General features: G+C 71.8%; 14 protein-coding genes. 9 read left to right on the top strand and 5 right to left on the bottom strand.

Annotated features, from left to right (window positions below; all coding sequences use genetic code 11):
* Positions 1–66 precede the first annotated feature (66 nt).
* A complete protein-coding gene (gene dnaB / locus MNY60_RS06310; protein WP_242339901.1) occupies positions 67–1,491 on the bottom strand; it encodes a replicative DNA helicase in 1,425 nt (474 codons plus the stop codon).
* Between the two features lie 255 nt (positions 1,492–1,746).
* Here dnaB and MNY60_RS06305 point away from each other — a divergent pair, with 255 nt between their 5' ends.
* The 4 genes from MNY60_RS06305 to MNY60_RS06290 all read left to right on the top strand — a co-directional run bounded on the left by MNY60_RS06305 (position 1,747) and on the right by MNY60_RS06290 (position 7,023).
* Positions 1,747–2,583 (top strand): LEA type 2 family protein, encoded by an 837-nt coding sequence (locus tag MNY60_RS06305; RefSeq protein ID WP_242360220.1) that lies wholly within the window; start codon positions 1,747–1,749, stop codon positions 2,581–2,583.
* 110 nt (positions 2,584–2,693) lie between these two features.
* Positions 2,694–4,013: a magnesium transporter gene (mgtE, locus tag MNY60_RS06300; protein WP_242339903.1), complete on the top strand. Its 1,320-nt coding sequence runs from the start codon at positions 2,694–2,696 to the stop codon at positions 4,011–4,013.
* 119 nt (positions 4,014–4,132) lie between these two features.
* Complete coding sequence (locus MNY60_RS06295; RefSeq protein WP_242339904.1) at positions 4,133–5,530, top strand: pitrilysin family protein; 1,398 nt, start codon at positions 4,133–4,135, stop codon at positions 5,528–5,530.
* Positions 5,527–7,023 carry a pitrilysin family protein gene (locus MNY60_RS06290; protein WP_242339905.1) on the top strand — a complete coding sequence of 499 codons (1,497 nt, stop codon included), beginning with the start codon at positions 5,527–5,529 and terminating at the stop codon, positions 7,021–7,023. Before MNY60_RS06295 ends, MNY60_RS06290 begins: the two co-directional genes overlap by 4 nt.
* A 10-nt stretch (positions 7,024–7,033) precedes the next feature.
* On the opposite strand, the gene MNY60_RS06285 is transcribed toward MNY60_RS06290, so the two are convergent.
* Positions 7,034–7,405, bottom strand: a complete 372-nt coding sequence (locus tag MNY60_RS06285) for a hypothetical protein (RefSeq protein WP_242339906.1) — start codon at positions 7,403–7,405, stop codon at positions 7,034–7,036.
* Between the two features lie 182 nt (positions 7,406–7,587).
* On the opposite strand from MNY60_RS06285, the gene MNY60_RS06280 reads away from it, so the two are divergent.
* From MNY60_RS06280 to MNY60_RS06270, 3 genes are read left to right on the top strand one after another with little or no spacing between them, the layout of a single operon-like run.
* Complete coding sequence (locus tag MNY60_RS06280) at positions 7,588–8,022, top strand: hypothetical protein (RefSeq protein WP_242339907.1); 435 nt, start codon at positions 7,588–7,590, stop codon at positions 8,020–8,022.
* Positions 8,015–8,272 (top strand): DUF5985 family protein, encoded by a 258-nt coding sequence (locus MNY60_RS06275; protein ID WP_242339908.1) that lies wholly within the window; start codon positions 8,015–8,017, stop codon positions 8,270–8,272. The genes MNY60_RS06280 and MNY60_RS06275 overlap by 8 nt, the downstream gene beginning before the upstream one ends.
* Positions 8,269–8,529 (top strand): DUF5985 family protein, encoded by a 261-nt coding sequence (locus tag MNY60_RS06270; RefSeq protein ID WP_242339909.1) that lies wholly within the window; start codon positions 8,269–8,271, stop codon positions 8,527–8,529. The genes MNY60_RS06275 and MNY60_RS06270 overlap by 4 nt, the downstream gene beginning before the upstream one ends.
* A gap of 25 nt (positions 8,530–8,554) precedes the next feature.
* On the opposite strand, the gene MNY60_RS06265 is transcribed toward MNY60_RS06270, so the two are convergent.
* A complete protein-coding gene (locus MNY60_RS06265; RefSeq protein WP_242339910.1) occupies positions 8,555–9,976 on the bottom strand; it encodes a sigma-54-dependent Fis family transcriptional regulator in 1,422 nt (473 codons plus the stop codon).
* Between the two features lie 223 nt (positions 9,977–10,199).
* Here MNY60_RS06265 and MNY60_RS06260 point away from each other — a divergent pair, with 223 nt between their 5' ends.
* A complete protein-coding gene (locus MNY60_RS06260; RefSeq protein ID WP_242339911.1) occupies positions 10,200–10,547 on the top strand; it encodes a hypothetical protein in 348 nt (115 codons plus the stop codon).
* A gap of 57 nt (positions 10,548–10,604) precedes the next feature.
* Complete coding sequence (locus MNY60_RS06255) at positions 10,605–12,500, top strand: multiheme c-type cytochrome (RefSeq protein ID WP_242339912.1); 1,896 nt, start codon at positions 10,605–10,607, stop codon at positions 12,498–12,500.
* Between the two features lie 183 nt (positions 12,501–12,683).
* Here the strand turns inward: MNY60_RS06255 and MNY60_RS06250 are convergent, their stop codons facing one another.
* Positions 12,684–13,505, bottom strand: coding sequence for a class I SAM-dependent methyltransferase (locus MNY60_RS06250; RefSeq protein WP_242355230.1), 822 nt, complete (start codon positions 13,503–13,505; stop codon positions 12,684–12,686).
* Positions 13,506–14,453: 948 nt separating this feature from the next.
* On the bottom strand, positions 14,454–15,293 hold the full coding sequence (locus MNY60_RS06245) for a hypothetical protein (RefSeq protein ID WP_242355228.1): 840 nt from the start codon (positions 15,291–15,293) through the stop codon (positions 14,454–14,456).
* Positions 15,294–15,758 lie beyond the last annotated feature (465 nt).

Below are 15,758 nucleotides of genomic sequence, written 5' to 3'. Positions count from 1 at the left end.
GGGGGCTGCGCCCCGGCGGCCTCGCTTCGCTCGCCTGTTCGCGCAGAGCTCCCGCGCGTCGCGCCCTCACGGTCCGTCGCGGCGCTTCTCCATCTCGGCGAAGTAGGTCGTCGTCTTGAAGAAGACGAGCGGGATCGTCCCGGTGGGCCCCTGGCGCTGCTTCGCCACGACGAGCTGCACCTCGAGCGTGTCGCCGCTCGCCGTGCCGGCCTGGACGTCCTTGTTGTCCTCGTCGTTGCGGTGCAGGAACATGACGATGTCGGCGTCCTGCTCGATCGCGCCCGACTCGCGCAGGTCGGAGAGCATGGGCGGCTCGCCCTTGCGCTTCTCCACGCTGCGGTTCAGCTGCGAGAGCGCCACGATGGGGCACTCGAGCTCCTTCGCGAGCGACTTGAGCGAGCGGCTGATGGTGGCGATCTCCTGCTCGCGCGACTGGGTGGCCCGGTCGGACGGGGCGTGCATGAGCTGGAGGTAGTCGATCATCACGAGGTCGAGGCCGCCGTTCTCGCGCTTCAGCTTGCGGCACTTCGAGCGGAGCTCGACCGGGGTGAGGACGAAGTTGTCGTCGAGCCAGATGGACGCGGCGCCGATCTTGTCCGCGTGCGTCGCGATCTTCTGCCAGTCGTAGGCGGAGAGCTGGCCCGCGGAGAGCCGCCGCCAGTCGAGCCGCGCCTCCGAGGCGAGCATGCGCAGCGCGAGCTGGTCGGAGGGCATCTCGAGCGAGAAGAACGCCACCTTCTTCGCCGCCTTGATGGCCGCGTGGGTCGCGATGTTGAGGGCGAAGGCGGTCTTGCCGACCGACGGGCGGGCGGCGAGGACGATGAGCGTGCCGGGCTGGAAGCCGAGGGTGTTCTTGTCGAGCGACTGGATGCCGGTGGGGACGCCGGTGATGGGGGAGAGGCCGGCCTGGACGCGCTTCTGGACCGCCTCGAGGTTCTCGATCGCCCGCATCACCGGCTCGGCGATCTTCTTCAGCGTGTCGGTGCCGGTGCCCGCCGCCGCGCCGAACACGTCCTGCTGGGCGGAGTCGAGGAACTGCTGGACGTTCGGCCCCGCCTCGTAGCCGCGCTCCACCACCCGCTGGGCGGTGAGCATCATCTGGCGCAGCCGGGCGAGCTCCTGAACCGCGCGCGCGTAGTGCTGCACGTTGGCGGTCGTGCCGATGGCGCGGGCGAGCGAGAGCGGCAGCTCGCGCGGGACGGCGCTGCCGAGCAGGCCCTTCGCGTCGAGCCGCTGCTGGACGAGGATCGGGTCGAGCGTCTTCGACTCGCGTGCGAGCTCCTCGCACACCGCGTACACGTGCTGGTGCTGGAGCAGGTAGAAGTCGCCCGACTTGATGAGGGCGGCCACCTGATCGAAGGCGGTCTCCTCGACCAGGATCGCGCCCAGCACCGCCTGCTCGGCGTCGAGGCTGTGGGGCAGGTCGCGGGCGCTGCGCAGCGGGGCGACGAGCGCCTCGGAGGCGCGTCGAACGGGATCGAGCTCGGCCATGGAACGGGCGAGAGCCTACCAGCGACCTCCGACGGGATCACCGTGGATGGCCGGTGGAAAACGTCGGAAATCCCGGGGGAGAGCGCTGTGGAGCGGCTGTGGACGGCGTGTGGACGGCTTGAATGCCGGCCGCGGCCGGACCGTCCGTCCCTTGCGCGTGGGCTGGCGCCGGCGGATCGGCCGCGCGTGCGAATCTCGGAGGCGACGGCCTCCCACCTCGCGGCGCGGCTCCGCCCACTGCTAGAACATCCCTCCATGAAGAAGCCAGCCCTCCTCGCCCTCCTCGCCGTCGCCGCCCTCGGGACCGGCTGCGCGGGCCTCACGAACCTCGCCCGCGTCGCGTTCAAGGATCCGAAGCTCACCTTCCGGTCGGCGACCGTGGAGGCGCTCGATCTCGAGGGCGCCACCCTCGGCGTGAAGTTCGACCTCGAGAACACGAACGGCTTCGGTCTCGACGTCGCCCGCGTCGGCTGGGGCGTCGAGGTGGAGGGGACCCGCATCGCGACCGGCGACATGCCGGGCGGGCTCGCCATCCCGGCGAACGGCGTCGCACCGCTCACCATCCCGGTCCGCATCCGCTACCAGGACGTGCCGGGCATCGTAGGGCTGCTCACGAGCCGGCGCGACGCCATCGCCTACCGGCTCTCCGGCAAGGTGGGCGTCCGCACGCCCATCGGGGTGGTGGACCTGCCGGTCTCGCACTCCGACCGGCTCGCGCTGCCGAGCCTGCCGAGCTTCTCGCTCGAGGGCGTCTCCTTGCGCACGGCCTCCCTCACCGAGATGGCGCTCGACGTGAAGGTCCGGGTGAAGAACCCGAACGCCTTCCCGCTCCCGGCGGGCCGGCTCGACTATGCCCTCTCGCTCGCGGGCTCCGAGGTCGCGAGCGCGCGGGACTCGGCCCTCGCCCGGGTGGCCGGCGGCGCCGCACAGACGATCGCGATCCCCGTGCGCCTCAACGTCTTCCGCGCCGGGCGCGCCGCGACCGACCTCGCCCGCGGGGCGCCGGTCCGGCTGGGCCTCGCCGGGACCGCGGAGGTGGCGGGCATCCCGCTCCCGCTCGCCCTCGACGCGACCGTCCCCGTCGGGCGCTGACCGCCCGGACCCCCGCGCGGCGCGGGCGCCCGCAGGGCCGCTCCACGCGGAGCGTTTCGCTTTACGCCCCGCCACCGCGAGACTAGCCTCCGCGTCGCGAAGGGAGCGGCATGGACGCGGATCAGCTGGTCGACGTGCCGCTCACGGCGGAGGAGCTCCGGGACGCCTGGCCGGCCCTCTCCTGGGAGGAGCGGATCGAGGGGTTCCACCGGCTCGTCCGCGCCGAGGCGGACGACTTCTTCCTCGAGCTGCCCCCCGCCGACGAGGCGGCGCTGCTCCTCGCGCTGCCGCCGCCCGAGCGGCGGCTGTGGATCCGGCTCCTCGCGCCCGACGACGCCGCCGACGTCATCCAGGACACGCCGGAGGAGGAGCGCCCCCGCCTCCTCGAGCTGCTCGATCCGGTGGCGCGGCGCGAGGTGACCGCGCTCCTCGCCTACGCGGAGGACGCCGCCGGCGGCCTCATGAGCCCGCGCTTCGCGCGGCTGCGGCCGGAGATGACCGCCGACGAGGCCATCCGCTACCTGCGCCGCCAGGCGCGCGAGCAGGCGGAGACCATCTACTACGCGTACGTCCTCGATCCCGACCAGAAGCTCGTCGGCGTCGTGTCCTTCCGCGACCTCCTCACCGCGGCGCCCGACCGCCGCATCGCCGATCTGATGAAGCGCGAGGTGGTGAGCGTGCCGGACACGCTCGACCAGGAGGCGGTCGCGCGCATCATGGCCCACGAGGACGTGAACGCCATCCCGGTGGTGGACGGGCAGGGCCGCATGCAGGGCATCGTCACCGTCGACGACGTCGTCGACGTGGTGCAGCAGGAGGCCACCGAGGACATCCAGAAGATCGGCGGCATGGAGGCCCTCGACGCGCCCTACCTCGCCACGGGCTTCCTCGCCATGGTGAAGAAGCGCGCGGGCTGGCTCTCCGCGCTGTTCATCGGCGAGATGTTCACCGCCACCGCCATGGCCGGCTTCGAGGACGAGATCGGGCGCGCGGTGGTCCTCGCGCTGTTCGTGCCGCTCATCATCTCGTCGGGGGGCAACTCCGGCTCGCAGGCCTCGACGCTGGTGATCCGCGCCATGGCGCTCGGCGAGGTGGCGGTGCGGGACGCCCTGCGCGTCGCCCGGCGGGAGGTGCTCTCGGGGCTCGCCCTGGGCATCATCCTCGCCCTCATCGGCTCCCTGCGCATCTTCGCCTGGCAGGGGCTGTTCGGGACGTACGGGCCGCGCACCCCCTCCATCGCGCTCACCGTGTCGAGCTCGCTCGTGCTCGTCGTGACCTGGGGCACGCTCATGGGCTCGATGCTGCCCATTCTCATCCGCCGGCTCGGCTTCGACCCGGCGAGCGCGTCCGCGCCGTTCATTGCGACGCTCGTGGACGTCTCCGGGATCGTCATCTACTTCACCGCCGCGCGGCTCATCCTCGGGCTGTAGCCGGCCGGCGACCCCGGCCCGGCACCCGGGCTGGCGCCCGAGCGGGCCGTTCTCGCGGGCGATGACCTCCTGTATGGGTCCGGTCTCCGGAGGCGAGCGCCTCCGCGAAGGGGGTGTCGATGAAGCCCGTCCTGCTCGTCCTCGCGCTCGCGGCGGCCCTGGGCTGCGCGTCGTCGCGCGGCACCGCGCGCCCGCACGCCGCGCGCCTCGCCGTGCCGATCGAGTACCACAAGCTCGACAACGGCCTGCGCGTCGTGCTCTCGCCGGACCGCAGCGTCCCCAAGGTCGCGGTGGGCGTCTACTACGGCATCGGCTTCCGCGTGGAGCCCAGGGACCGCACCGGCTTCGCCCACCTCTTCGAGCACATGATGTTCCAGGGCTCGCGGAACCTCGGGAAGATGGAGTTCATCAAGCTCGTGCAGTCGAACGGCGGGACGCTCAACGGCTCCACCCGCTTCGACTTCACGAACTACTACGAGGTCGTCCCCTCGAACGTGCTCGAGACCGTCCTCTGGGCGGAGGCGGACCGCATGCGCGGCCTCGCCGTCACGCAGGAGAACCTCGACAACCAGAAGGGCGTGGTCTCGAACGAGGTGAAGGTGAACGTCCTGAACCGCCCGTACGGCGGGTTCCCCTGGCTCGACCTGCCGCAGGTCGCGAACGACAACTGGTACAACGCCCACAACTTCTACGGCGACCTCGCCGACATCCAGGCGGCCACGCTCCCGGACGTCCAGAAGTTCTTCGAGACCTACTACGCGCCCAACGACGCGGTCGTGGCGCTCGCCGGCGACTTCGACCCGAAGGAGGCGCTCGGCTGGGTGAAGCGCCACTTCGCCGACATCCGTCCCGTCCCGCAGCCCCCGCGGCCGGACCTCTCCGAGCCGCGCCAGGAGCGGGAGCGGCGCGCGGAGAAGCTGGATCCGCTCGCCGAGCGGCCGGCGCTCGCGGTCGCCTGGCACGCGCCGCCGCGGAGCACGCCCGAGCACGCGGCGTTCGTGCTCCTCGATCAGATGATCCTCCAGGGGCGCGACTCGGCGCTCTACCAGAAGCTCGTGCAGGAGAAGGGGCTCACCGGCGACGTGTCGGGCGGCGTGAACCTGCTCGGGAATTCCTGGAACTACGACGGGCCCATGCTCGAGATCGCCTACCTCTTCCACGACACGGACCGGAGCGCGGACGAGCTGTTGCGCGCGGTCGACGAGGCGCTCGCGCCGTACCTCGAGAAGCCCGTGGACCCGGAGACCCTCGCGCGTGCCAAGGTGAAGGCGCGCTCCACGCTGTACTCGGAGATGGAGCAGTTCGCGGGGTTCGGCCTCGTGGACCTCCTCGCCGCGCAGGCGCTCTTCCACGACGACCCCGCCCGCGTGAACCGGATCGAGGAAGACCTCGAGGCGGTGACGCCGGCGCTCGTGCTCCAGACGGCGCGCGAGTGGCTCCGCCCGACGAACCGGACCGTGTTCCTCGTGAAGCCGAAGGAGCAGAAGGATCCGAAGGAGCAGAGGAGAGCGCCATGACCTTCCTCGCCGCCGCCCTCGCGCTCGCCGTCGCCCAGGCTCCCGCCGCGCCCGCGGCCGCTCCGCGCGAGGCGCCCCCGCCGCCGCGTCCGCCGCCCGACTTCCGCCTCCCGCGCACGCACGGCTTCACCCTCGACAACGGCCTCGCGGTCACGCTCGTCGAGATGGGCGTGCTGCCCAAGGCCACCGTCGCGCTCGTGTTCCGCGCCGGCACCGGCGACGATCCGCCCGGCAAGACCGGGCTCTCGAGCTTCCTCGCGGCCCTCCTCACCGAGGGCACGACCACCCGCAGCGCCGCCGAGATCGCCGGCGCCGCCGCGCGCTGGGGCGGGGCGATCGAGACGAACGTGACGCCGGACGAGACGATCGTCACGGGCACGGTGCTCTCGGAGTTCGCGCCCGAGCTCGTGGCGCTCGTCGCCGACGTGGCGGCGAACCCCGCCTTCCCGCAGCGCGAGGTGGAGCGCGTGCGGCAGGACACGCTGCGCTCCGTCGCCATCGCGCGCACCCAGCCGCAGGTGCTCGCCCAGGAGCGCTTCCTCGCGACGCTGTACCCGGACCACCCCTACGGCAAGCTCCTCCCCACCCCCGAGATCGTCCGCGGCTACACCGTGGACGAGGCGCGGGCGTTCCACGCCGCGAGCTACCGGGCGCGGCGAGCGCACCTCTACGTGGCCGGGCGCTTCGACCGCGCCGCGACCGAGGCGCGCATCCGCGCGGCGCTGGCCTCGCTCCCGCCCGGCGGGCCGCGCGAGCTCGCGCCGCCGCAACCCAGCTCGCGCCGCGCCGTGGAGCTCGTCGACCGCGCGGGCGCGGTCCAGTCGTCGCTCTACCTCGGGCTGCCGGTCCTCGAGCCGCGCCACCCGGACTACCTGAAGCTCGCGGTCGCGAACACGCTCCTCGGCGGCTACTTCTCCTCGCGGATCACCGCCAACATCCGCGAGGCGAAGGGCTACACCTACTCCCCCGCGAGCGCCGTCTCGGTGCGCGCCGGCACCGGCTACTGGGCGGAGGTGGCCGACGTCACCACGGCGGTCACCGGCGCCGCGATCGGCGAGGTCCTCCGCGAGGTGGAGCGGCTCCGCGCCGAGCCGCCGCGGGAGGAGGAGCTGCGCGCGGTGCAGGCGTACCTCGCCGGCACCTTCGTGCTGCAGACCTCCGATCGCGACGGCCTCATCGCGCGCCTGCGCTTCGTGGAGCTGCACGGCCTCGGCGAGAGGTGGCTCGAGGACTACGTGAGGAACGTCCGCGCCGTCACGCCCGACGACGTGCGGCGCATGGCCCAGACCTGGCTCGATCCCGCTCGCATGACGCTCGTGGTGGTGGGCGACCCGGCCCAGGTGAAGGAGCAGCTCCGGCCGTTCGGGGAGCTCGCCACGCCTCCTGGCGTTCCTGCGCCGGAGACCGCTCCGCCCGCCGCTCCGGCCGCGCCGAAGGAGGCCGCGCCCACGAAGCCAGCTCCTCCCGGCAAGCCGGCGAGACCGCGCACCTGAGCGCTCGCGTTCACTCCACCTTCGAGAGGAACTCCTTCGCCTGGTCCACGGTCTCGAAGACGTGGAAGTCGCGCCTCGCGAGGACCTTCAAGGTGTTGAACACCATGCGGTGCATGCCGGACAGGCCGGTCACCGCCGCCGCCTTCACGTGCGGCCGGTTCCCCTCGGTCAGCGAGCGGAGCGCCTCGATGAGCTTCATGTCCGCGACGACGTTCTTCGCGTTCGTGATGGTGAGGACGGAGCCGAGCGGCTGGGAGCGGACGTCCCGCGCGACCTGCGCGGCGAGCGCGACGACGCCGTCCGCGCCGAGCCCCTCGGCGTCGATGAGGTAGATGCGCTTTCCGTTGTGCTCGATGAAGCGGGCGCGGCGGCTGACGTCCATGGGGGCCTCCCAGGGCATCGAGGGTGCGGCTTCTTAGCACGGCCTCATGCGAGTTCCCGAGAGGCCGCCCCGCCGAGGTCCCGCCCCACACGTGACGAGGCGGCCGTTCGACAATCGCCGCGCGGCCGGAGCGCCGCACGCCCGGCCGGCCGACGCGGTATCGTTTGACGTCATAGGGATGGGTGCGTAGTCTGCCGGCCGTTTTGTCCGACGAGCTCGCCCCCGACATCCAGGCCTTCATGCTCGCGAGCGTGGACTCCTACGAGCAGCTCGAGATCCTGCTGCTGCTCCATCGCGAGCAGGCGGCGCCGTGGACCGCGGCCCAGGTGGCGGAGGCCCTCCAGATCTCGCTCGCGGCGGCGGCGAGCTCGCTCGACGAGCTCGCGGGACGGCGGCTCCTCACGGTGACGAGAGGGAGCGAGCGGAGCCACCGCTACGCGCCCGCGGACGCGGACACCGCCGACGTCGTCGACCGGCTGGCGCGCGCCTACGAGGAGCGCCGGGTGGCGGTCATCGACCTCATGAGCGCGAACGCGATGAGCCGGATCCGGCGCTCCGCGCTGCGCACGTTCGCGGAGGCGTTCCGGGTGACGGGGGCGAAGAAGCGAGATGGCTGAGGCGGTCTATCTCCTGTGCGCGCTCACGAGCGTGGTCTGCGCGGCGCTCCTCGTGCGGAGCTACGCCGCGACGCGGGTGCGGCTCATGCTCTGGAGCGCGCTCTGCTTCGTGGGGCTCGCGCTCAACAACGTGCTGCTCTACGTGGACCTCGTCCTCACCCCGCGCACGGACCTCTGGGTCGTCCGCACCGTGCCGGCGGTGGTGGGCATCGCCCTGCTCGTGTTCGGGCTCGTGTGGGAGTCCGAATGATGCAGTTCGTCTGGGGCGCCCTCGCCGCTGGCTGCGCCGTCGCGGGCCTGTTCTTCCTGCGCTTCTGGCGCGAGAGCCGCGATCGGCTGTTCGCCGGGTTCGCGGCGGCGTTCTTCGTGCTCGCCCTGAACTGGGCCGCCCTCGGGGTGGTGAACCCGAGCGACGAGACCCGGCACCTCACCTACCTGCTCCGGCTCGTCGCCTTCCTCATCCTCATCTGGGCGATCGTGGACAAGAACCGGCGCTCGGCGCGCTGAGCCCGGAGACGGCGGGCGGTCGCGGTCAGGCCGGCTCCGGCTCCTGCTCGGCGGGGCCGGCCGGGTCCGGCGCCACGACGCCGAGCCGCTTCATGCGCTTCCAGAGGGTGACCCGGGAGATGCCCAGCGCGTCGGCGGCGCGCGCGCGGTTTCCGCCGGTGCGCGCGAGCGCCCCCAGGATCACGTCCCGATCGGTCGCGGCCGGCGTGCGGGCCGGGAACGACCCGGCGCAGACGTCGCGCGGCAGGTGCTCGGGCGCGATCGCGAGGCCGCCGGCCTGCAGCGCGGCGAACTCCAGGACGTTCTGGAGCTCCCGCACGTTCCCGGGCCACGCGTAGGCATGGAGGAGCCTCAGCGCACCGGCCGTGGGTGGCGGCACGCCGAGGCGCGCGAGGAACCGCTCCGCGATCGGGCCCACGTCCTCCGGGTGCTCGCGGAGCGCCGGGACGCGGAGCGGGAACACCGCGAGGCGGAAGTACAGATCGGCCCGGAAGCGCCCGTCCGCGACCAGCTGCTTCAGGTCGCGGTGCGTCGCGCAGACGAGCCGCACGTCCACGGGGATGGGCTGCGAGTCGCCGACCCGCTCCACCACGCGCTGCTCGATGACGCGCAGGAGCTTCACCTGGACGGCGGGGGACACGTCCCCGATCTCGTCGAGCAGGAGCGTGCCGCCGCTCGCCTCCTGGAACCGCCCGCGCCGGTCGCGCACGGCCCCGGTGAAGGCGCCCTTCACGTGCCCGAACAGCTCGCTCTCGAGGAGGCTCTCGTTGAGCGCGGAGCAGGCGACCCTCACGAGCGGGCCCGCGGCGCGCCGGCTCTGGCGGTGGATCGCCTCAGCCACGCGCTCCTTCCCCACGCCGCTCTCGCCGAGGATCATCACCGTCGCCTCGGAGCGCGCGACGAGCGAGATCGTGCGGCGCAGCTCGCGCATGAGCGGGTGGTCGCCGAGGAGCCCGTGCCGGTCGTCGCCCTCCGCGTCCGCGCGGCCCGCCCGGTCGCCGGGGGGCGGGACCGCGCACGCGCCCTCGCGAGGCGCCGGGCCGGCCGCCTCGAGCTCCGTCACGTCCGTGAAGCTCTCGAGCGCGCCCGCGGTCCGGCCCGCCTGGTCGTGGAGCGCGACCGCGTTCTTCACGATGAGCCGGTCTCGGCCGTCCTTCGTGCGGATGGTGCAGCACTTCGTGCTCTTGCCGCGGGCCTCGATCCCACAGAGCAGCGGCCCGACGCCGCACATGCAGCCCCGCACGGCGTCCCCGGCGAGGATGGAGCAGCGGCGGCCGACGGCCTCGTCGGACGAGTAGCCCGTGATCCGCTCGGCGGCGGCGTTCCAGTAGGTGACGAGGCCCTCCTCGTCGGTCGTGAACAGCGCGTCCGGGAGCGCGTCGGCGAGCGCGCGGAGCATCTCCAGGCTGCCGAGGCCGAGGAACGGGAGGGGCGGCGTCGAGGTCATCGGATCCGGGGGCGTTGCGGGAACGTTCACCGGAAACGGCGGGTGAACGGGGCGAGACTAACAGACCGCTCGCGGTCGCCGCATCGGTCGGAAACCCGATACGCGCCCGGTACTTGGCCGTGCGGCCGTATGCCGCGGGAGCGCGCCTCGATGGCGCGTCTCTTGCGGAACGCCCCGCCGGCGCGCCGGAACGCGGCGCGAATCGAAAGGAGCAGTCCTCATCATGGAACTCACGCTTCACAAGGCGAGCCGCGCGCTCGGCCTGCTGGCGGCGCTCGCGCTCCCCGGGCTCGGGTACGCGGCGCACCCGTTCCCCATCACGCTCAAGGACGCGGCCGGCACGCCGGTCGCGACGAGCGCGCGGCCGTACAGCTCCGAGAAGAGCTGCGGCGGCTGCCACGACTTCGGGGCGATCACGCAGGGCTACCACTTCCAGCAAGGCCGCACGAACGCCGCCGGCGACCTCCAGGTCTCCGACACGTTCGCGGGCGACATCGGCGCGGGCCAGACCTACGGGATCGGCACGGGCGCCTGGTGGAAGCTCTCGGACGGCATGTACGGCAAGTGGTGACCCCCGTCGGCCGACTCGAGCCAGTTGGCTCGAAAGACGAATCGCAGCTCGACCGAGATGGACAAGACCTCCTTCTTCTTCGCGATGCAGTGCGGCGCCTGTCATCCGGGCGGCGCGGCGCTCGCCTACGACCGCGAAGGTCAGCGCTACTGGGACGGGAGCGTGTTCGGCCACAGCCGCTCCGCCAGCCCTCCCGCGGATCCGCAGCTCGACGGTGACTACGGGTTCGTGAACCCGGCCACCGGCGCGAAGGGCGCCGCGGCCTGGAACAAGACGGGCGTCGCCGAGGCGGACTGCCTGCTGTGCCATCTGCCCGGCTACAGCTGGAAGAACCGCACCGGCACCCTCGGCGCCGGCGCCGCGCTGACCGACGCGAGCGGCCAGCCGGTCGCGGCGTTCGCCGCGGCGAGCACGGCCGGGCTCGGCTTCGCGCAGGTCACGTTCGTCACGCCCGCGCCGCCGCAGCCGAAGGCGCAGACCGTGACGATCGACTACGCCGCGGGCGGCGTGAAGCCGGACGGCACCACGGCGCTCACGCTCGACAACGTCGGCACCTTCCTCGAGCGCAAGGTGCGCGACGAGAACTGCCGGCTCTGCCACGCCACGCCGGACCGGAAGAAGTCCGGCCGCTCGTGGACCGCCGACACCGACGTCCACAAGGCGGCGGGGCTGGGCTGCGTGGACTGCCACCCCGCCGGCCCGGACCACCAGATCGCCAAGGGCGACATCGTCATCGGCTCCGTCCGCGACGACCTCGACGGCGGCATGGTCGATTGCGCCGGCTGCCACCTCGAGGGCCGCGCGCCGGCCGGCATGTCCGCGCCGGATCCGACCGTGGCCCACGGGGACCTGCCCGCGATCCACCTGGAGAAGCTCGCCTGCCAGGCCTGCCACATCCGCTATCTGCAGGATGCCGCGAGCTCGGCGGACGTGACCGAGATCCCCGAGGTGTTCCTCGACATGGTCTCGACCGGCGTCCAGACGCCGGTGCTCTCGAGCGCCACCTTCGGCGGCGGCAAGAAGCTCCTCGGCAGCGATCCGCTGGACCCGTCGCGCGACCTGCCCGAGCTCGTCGCGGCGGCGGCCGAGGTCGACCCGGCCACCGGGAAGCCACACACGGAGTACCTCACGCGCTGGTACCCCTCGCTCCGGCCGTGGAAGGGGCCGTCGATGGCGGCGCAGAAGCTCGTCACCGTGAAGCCGCTCCTCACGGCGTGGTTCGGCGACTGGCTGTCGGGCGACGGGCTCGACGCGCGCATCCGCCCGATCCCGCTGCGGCTCGTGCGCAAGGCGCTCACCGGCACCGTGGCGACGCCGGCGCCCGGCGCGCCGCCGAACCCGTACGTCGGGGGGCTCGCGCTCGCCGACGACGACGGGGACGGCAAGCCGGAGCTCAACACCCGCGCGGAGATCAAGGCGTTCCTCCAGGCGATCGCGAGCGCCACGGACGTGGACGGCACGACGCCGATCGTCACCGCGAAGGCGGTGCTCGTGAAGGCGCCGCACGTCTGGTTCCTCGACGCGAGCGGCGAGGCCCAGTCCTTCGAGAGCCCGGTGGCGGAGAGCCACGACTTCGCCGTGAACCACAACGTGGTGCCGAAGCGCGATCCGCTGAGCCCCACGCTGAAGCCCGGACCGTGGGGCTCGGCCGGCTGTGCCGAGTGCCACTCTCCTCAGTCGGCGTTCTTCTTCGGCAAGCAGCTCATCGAGGTCTACGACGAGACCGGCGCGCCGCAGTACGAGCCGCACTGGGCGGCGATGGGCTACACGGCGGAGCGCGCCGCGGCGCTCACGGCCTCCGTGCCGCAGCCGCCCGCTCCTCCGCCCCCGACGACGGACACGGTGAAGAAGAGCTCCGGTGGCTGCGGCTCGAGCGGCGCGGCCGCCGCGCCCGCCGCGCTCCTCGGCCTGGCGCTGCCGCTCCTGCGGCGCCGCCGCCGCGTGACCGGCTGATCCGCTGAGAGCGGACGCGCGCAGCGCCGCCTCCTCCGAGGGGCGGCGCTGCCGCGGCCGCGCGAGCGTCACCCCGCGGGCGGCGCGCCTGGCAGCGGGGCGACTGCGGCACCGCGGCGGTCGCCTCGCGCACGAGGAAGCAGCGGGACGCGGGGCAGTTCGTGGCGCCCCGATGGTCGCGAATCAACGCGCGCTCCTGCCCGCCTTTGACCCGCGCACGGCCCATGCGCGAGCGGTGAGAAGGATGGATCCATCCGCCTCGACCGGCAGCATCCGGCGGAACCCCTCGCGCAGCGCGGCGCGGTCGTCCTCCGGGAGCGACATGACGTACGCCGGCGCCGGGCCCTGCCCGCCGAGGAACGGGGACCACACGTCGTCGAAGTCGCGAAAGTGCATGGGGACGTCGATGGCGCGCGAGGCGACGCCCGAGAGTCCCGCCGCGTCGAGCAGCGCCCGGAGCGGCGCGGGCGCGCAGATGGGAAAGCGATCGCCCTCGTCGAGGCGGGCCGCCTCGGGATGCCGTTCCTTCGCCGCGTCCCAGAACCGGCGCATGAGCTCCATCCCGGCGGCGTAGTCCCACACGTACAGCGCGATGGTGCTCCCCGGCCGTCCTGCGCGCGCCATCTCAGCGACCATGCGCGACGCGTCCGGCACGAAGTTCAGGACGAGCCCGGAGACGACGGCGTCGAACCGGGCGGATGCGACGGGCAGCGCCTGCGCGTCCCCGACTCCGAACGCGGCCCTCGCGTCCTTCACGGACCGGCGTGCGTGCGCGGCGAACCCCGTCGAGCGATCGATCCCCAGCACCGCGCTCGGCTCGGCACCTTCGGTGATCGCCTCGACGAGAGCGCCCGCGCCGCACCCGACGTCGAGCCAGCGCCGGCGAGGCGGTACGCGGAGCCAGCCGACGAACTCGCGCGCGACGAGCCGGCTCCAGCGGCCGACGTACGCCTCGTACGCCGCTCCCACCGCCCACACGTCGTGCACCGATCGCTCGTCAGGCATCTTCCAGACCCCGGGCGCCGACGCTCGGCCGTCCGGAGCATCGTCGTTTCGGAGGCGGGTGGGGGGCGCTACTCCCGGGCGGGGGTCGTTCGCGGCGCGGTCGGCCGGTGCCAATAGCCGGCGGTTCGCCCTTCGCCGTCGGCGCCAGCGGCAGCACTTGCCGGCGCTTCAGGGCGCGGTCGGTCTGGTGCCGCTCGCATCAAGACAAGCGATTCCTGAGTCGTCGACCGGCCCTAGCACTTCGGGTCCGAACCGGCGTCACGCAATAAACATCACCGTCGGCGAAATCGCTTCCTGCGCTCGCTTGACTCCAGAACACGCGACACGTACAAGGAGTGTCACCACTAATCGTGGATCGGCCGCATCGGGGCGCACCGAGCGCGAGGATGACATGATTGCATCCCTGATTGCCGTACAGTTGGCATACCTTGTCGACGCAATCTGTCCGAACGGTTCCACGAGGTCCTGCGCAATACCAGGGTGTGACTCCGCGCAGCAGACGTGTCTCGACGGTTATTGGGAAGACTGTGTATGCAGGACGTCGTGCACGCTTGGCGCAACCCGCAGTTGCACGCTGACGAGCTGCGTCTACGCTAACCAGACCTGTGGCGCCGACCCGATCTGGAACTCCAATCTGTGGGGCTCGTGTACGTGCGCATGCTACGCAGACAGCAATGCGTGCACGGATGATCTGTGGACGAATGGGCAATGCACGCATCCGGTCAAGAATATCGACGACGGAAACTCATGCACGACCGACACATGCGATCCGGCGACCGGCGGCGTCACTCACCCACCTGCTACCGGTCTGGCCTGTAGCGACAATAATGGCTGCACCCTCAATGACTCCTGCAACGCTTCCGCGCAGTGCGTCGGGACTCCAAAGCCAATCGACGACGGAAATCCATGTACGAATGACACATGCGACCCGGCGACGGGAAGCGTCAGTCACGTTGCAGCCACGGGCTTGGCATGCAGTGACGCGAATGCCTGTACGCTGAGCGACGCGTGCAACGCGTCAGGGCAGTGCGTCGGAACTGCGAAGGCGGTGGACGATGGGAATGCGTGCACGAATGACCGCTGCGATCCTGCGACGGGCGTCGTTTCGCACATCGCCGCGACGGGGTCGAGCTGCAGCGACAACAACGCCTGCACGCTTAACGATGTCTGCAACGCGTCGGCCGCGTGCGTCGGCACGCTGAAAACCGTCGACGACAGCAACCCCTGCACCGCGGATTCCTGCAACACCTCCACCGGGGTCGTAACGCACGCAGCGCTGACGGGGCAGGCGTGCAATGACGCAAATGCCTGTACGCTGAACGACTTGTGCAACGCGTCGGGGCAGTGCGTCGGTACAGCGAAGGTGGTGGACGATGGAAACGCGTGCACGACGGACGGATGCAATACCGCGACCGGCGCCGTTACGCATGTCGCCGCGACGGGGTCGAGTTGCAGCGACAACAATGCGTGCACGCTGAGCGATGTCTGCAACGCATCGGCCGTGTGCGTCGGCACGCTGAAAACCGTCGACGACGGCAACCCCTGCACCGCGGATTCCTGCAACACTTCCACAGGGATCGTAACGCACTCAGCGCTGACAAACGGGTGCTGCGCCACCGGCGTGGCCGTCACGTCGAAATGCTGCACGTCAGGGATCGCTGTGACTCCCGGCACGTCCTGCTCGGACGACGATGCCTGCAACGGGTTCGAGACGTGCAACGCCGCTGGATCGTGCGTTGCCGGCGCACCACCCGTTGTGGATGACGGGAACGCGTGCACGACGGACACCTGTGATCCCGCCAACGGAACCGTCCGCCACACGCAGGTGACGCTCGACGACGGAAACCCGTGCACGTGGGACTCATGTGACCCGACTTCGGGCGTGAGTCACACCGCCGCAACCTCGGACGCGAGCGGCGGCGCTTGCGTCGCGGGCACGTACTTCTGCTACGACAAGTATGGGCGCGTGATCAAGAAGCTGGTGTGCGTGGCGGGACAGCCCTGTATCGCGTCATGCCAGTAGCCGCGGAGACCCAGGTTCAATCAATTGCGCCCGATAAGTGAGTCCTCGGCCAACCTCGTCCCCGCAGGAGCACACATGTTCGTTGCGGCGCCGTCTCGTCGCCTCGCAATTGCGATGGTCATCGTCTTTGCGGCCTGTGGCCGTTCTCCCCGCGACGAAGAAGCGGAGCGCGCACGGGAGTTGAGCGCTCCCCGGGTTGGCGAGGCCTGGGCGGATAGACCCCACGTCGT

It is taken from the genome of Anaeromyxobacter sp. SG17 (genome assembly GCF_022690695.1).
GTDB lineage: Bacteria > Myxococcota > Myxococcia > Myxococcales > Anaeromyxobacteraceae > Anaeromyxobacter > Anaeromyxobacter soli.
The sequence above is the reverse complement of the archived record's forward strand: the minus strand, read 5'-3'. Positions and strand labels throughout refer to the sequence as shown.

Bases quoted from the DNA above. Each gene is read 5' to 3' on its own strand.
- MNY60_RS06260 (WP_242339911.1), top strand. From the start codon at position 10,200: ATGGAACTCACGCTTCACAAGGCGAGCCGCGCGCTCGGCCTGCTGGCG.
- MNY60_RS06295 (WP_242339904.1), top strand. From the start codon at position 4,133: ATGAAGCCCGTCCTGCTCGTCCTCGCGCTCGCGGCGGCCCTGGGCTGC.
- mgtE (WP_242339903.1), top strand. From the start codon at position 2,694: ATGGACGCGGATCAGCTGGTCGACGTGCCGCTCACGGCGGAGGAGCTC.
- MNY60_RS06265 (WP_242339910.1), bottom strand. From the start codon at position 9,976: ATGACCTCGACGCCGCCCCTCCCGTTCCTCGGCCTCGGCAGCCTGGAG.
- MNY60_RS06250 (WP_242355230.1), bottom strand. From the start codon at position 13,505: ATGCCTGACGAGCGATCGGTGCACGACGTGTGGGCGGTGGGAGCGGCG.
- MNY60_RS06255 (WP_242339912.1), top strand. From the start codon at position 10,605: ATGGACAAGACCTCCTTCTTCTTCGCGATGCAGTGCGGCGCCTGTCAT.
- MNY60_RS06290 (WP_242339905.1), top strand. From the start codon at position 5,527: ATGACCTTCCTCGCCGCCGCCCTCGCGCTCGCCGTCGCCCAGGCTCCC.
- MNY60_RS06275 (WP_242339908.1), top strand. From the start codon at position 8,015: ATGGCTGAGGCGGTCTATCTCCTGTGCGCGCTCACGAGCGTGGTCTGC.
- MNY60_RS06285 (WP_242339906.1), bottom strand. From the start codon at position 7,405: ATGGACGTCAGCCGCCGCGCCCGCTTCATCGAGCACAACGGAAAGCGC.
- MNY60_RS06305 (WP_242360220.1), top strand. From the start codon at position 1,747: ATGAAGAAGCCAGCCCTCCTCGCCCTCCTCGCCGTCGCCGCCCTCGGG.
- MNY60_RS06270 (WP_242339909.1), top strand. From the start codon at position 8,269: ATGATGCAGTTCGTCTGGGGCGCCCTCGCCGCTGGCTGCGCCGTCGCG.
- dnaB (WP_242339901.1), bottom strand. From the start codon at position 1,491: ATGGCCGAGCTCGATCCCGTTCGACGCGCCTCCGAGGCGCTCGTCGCC.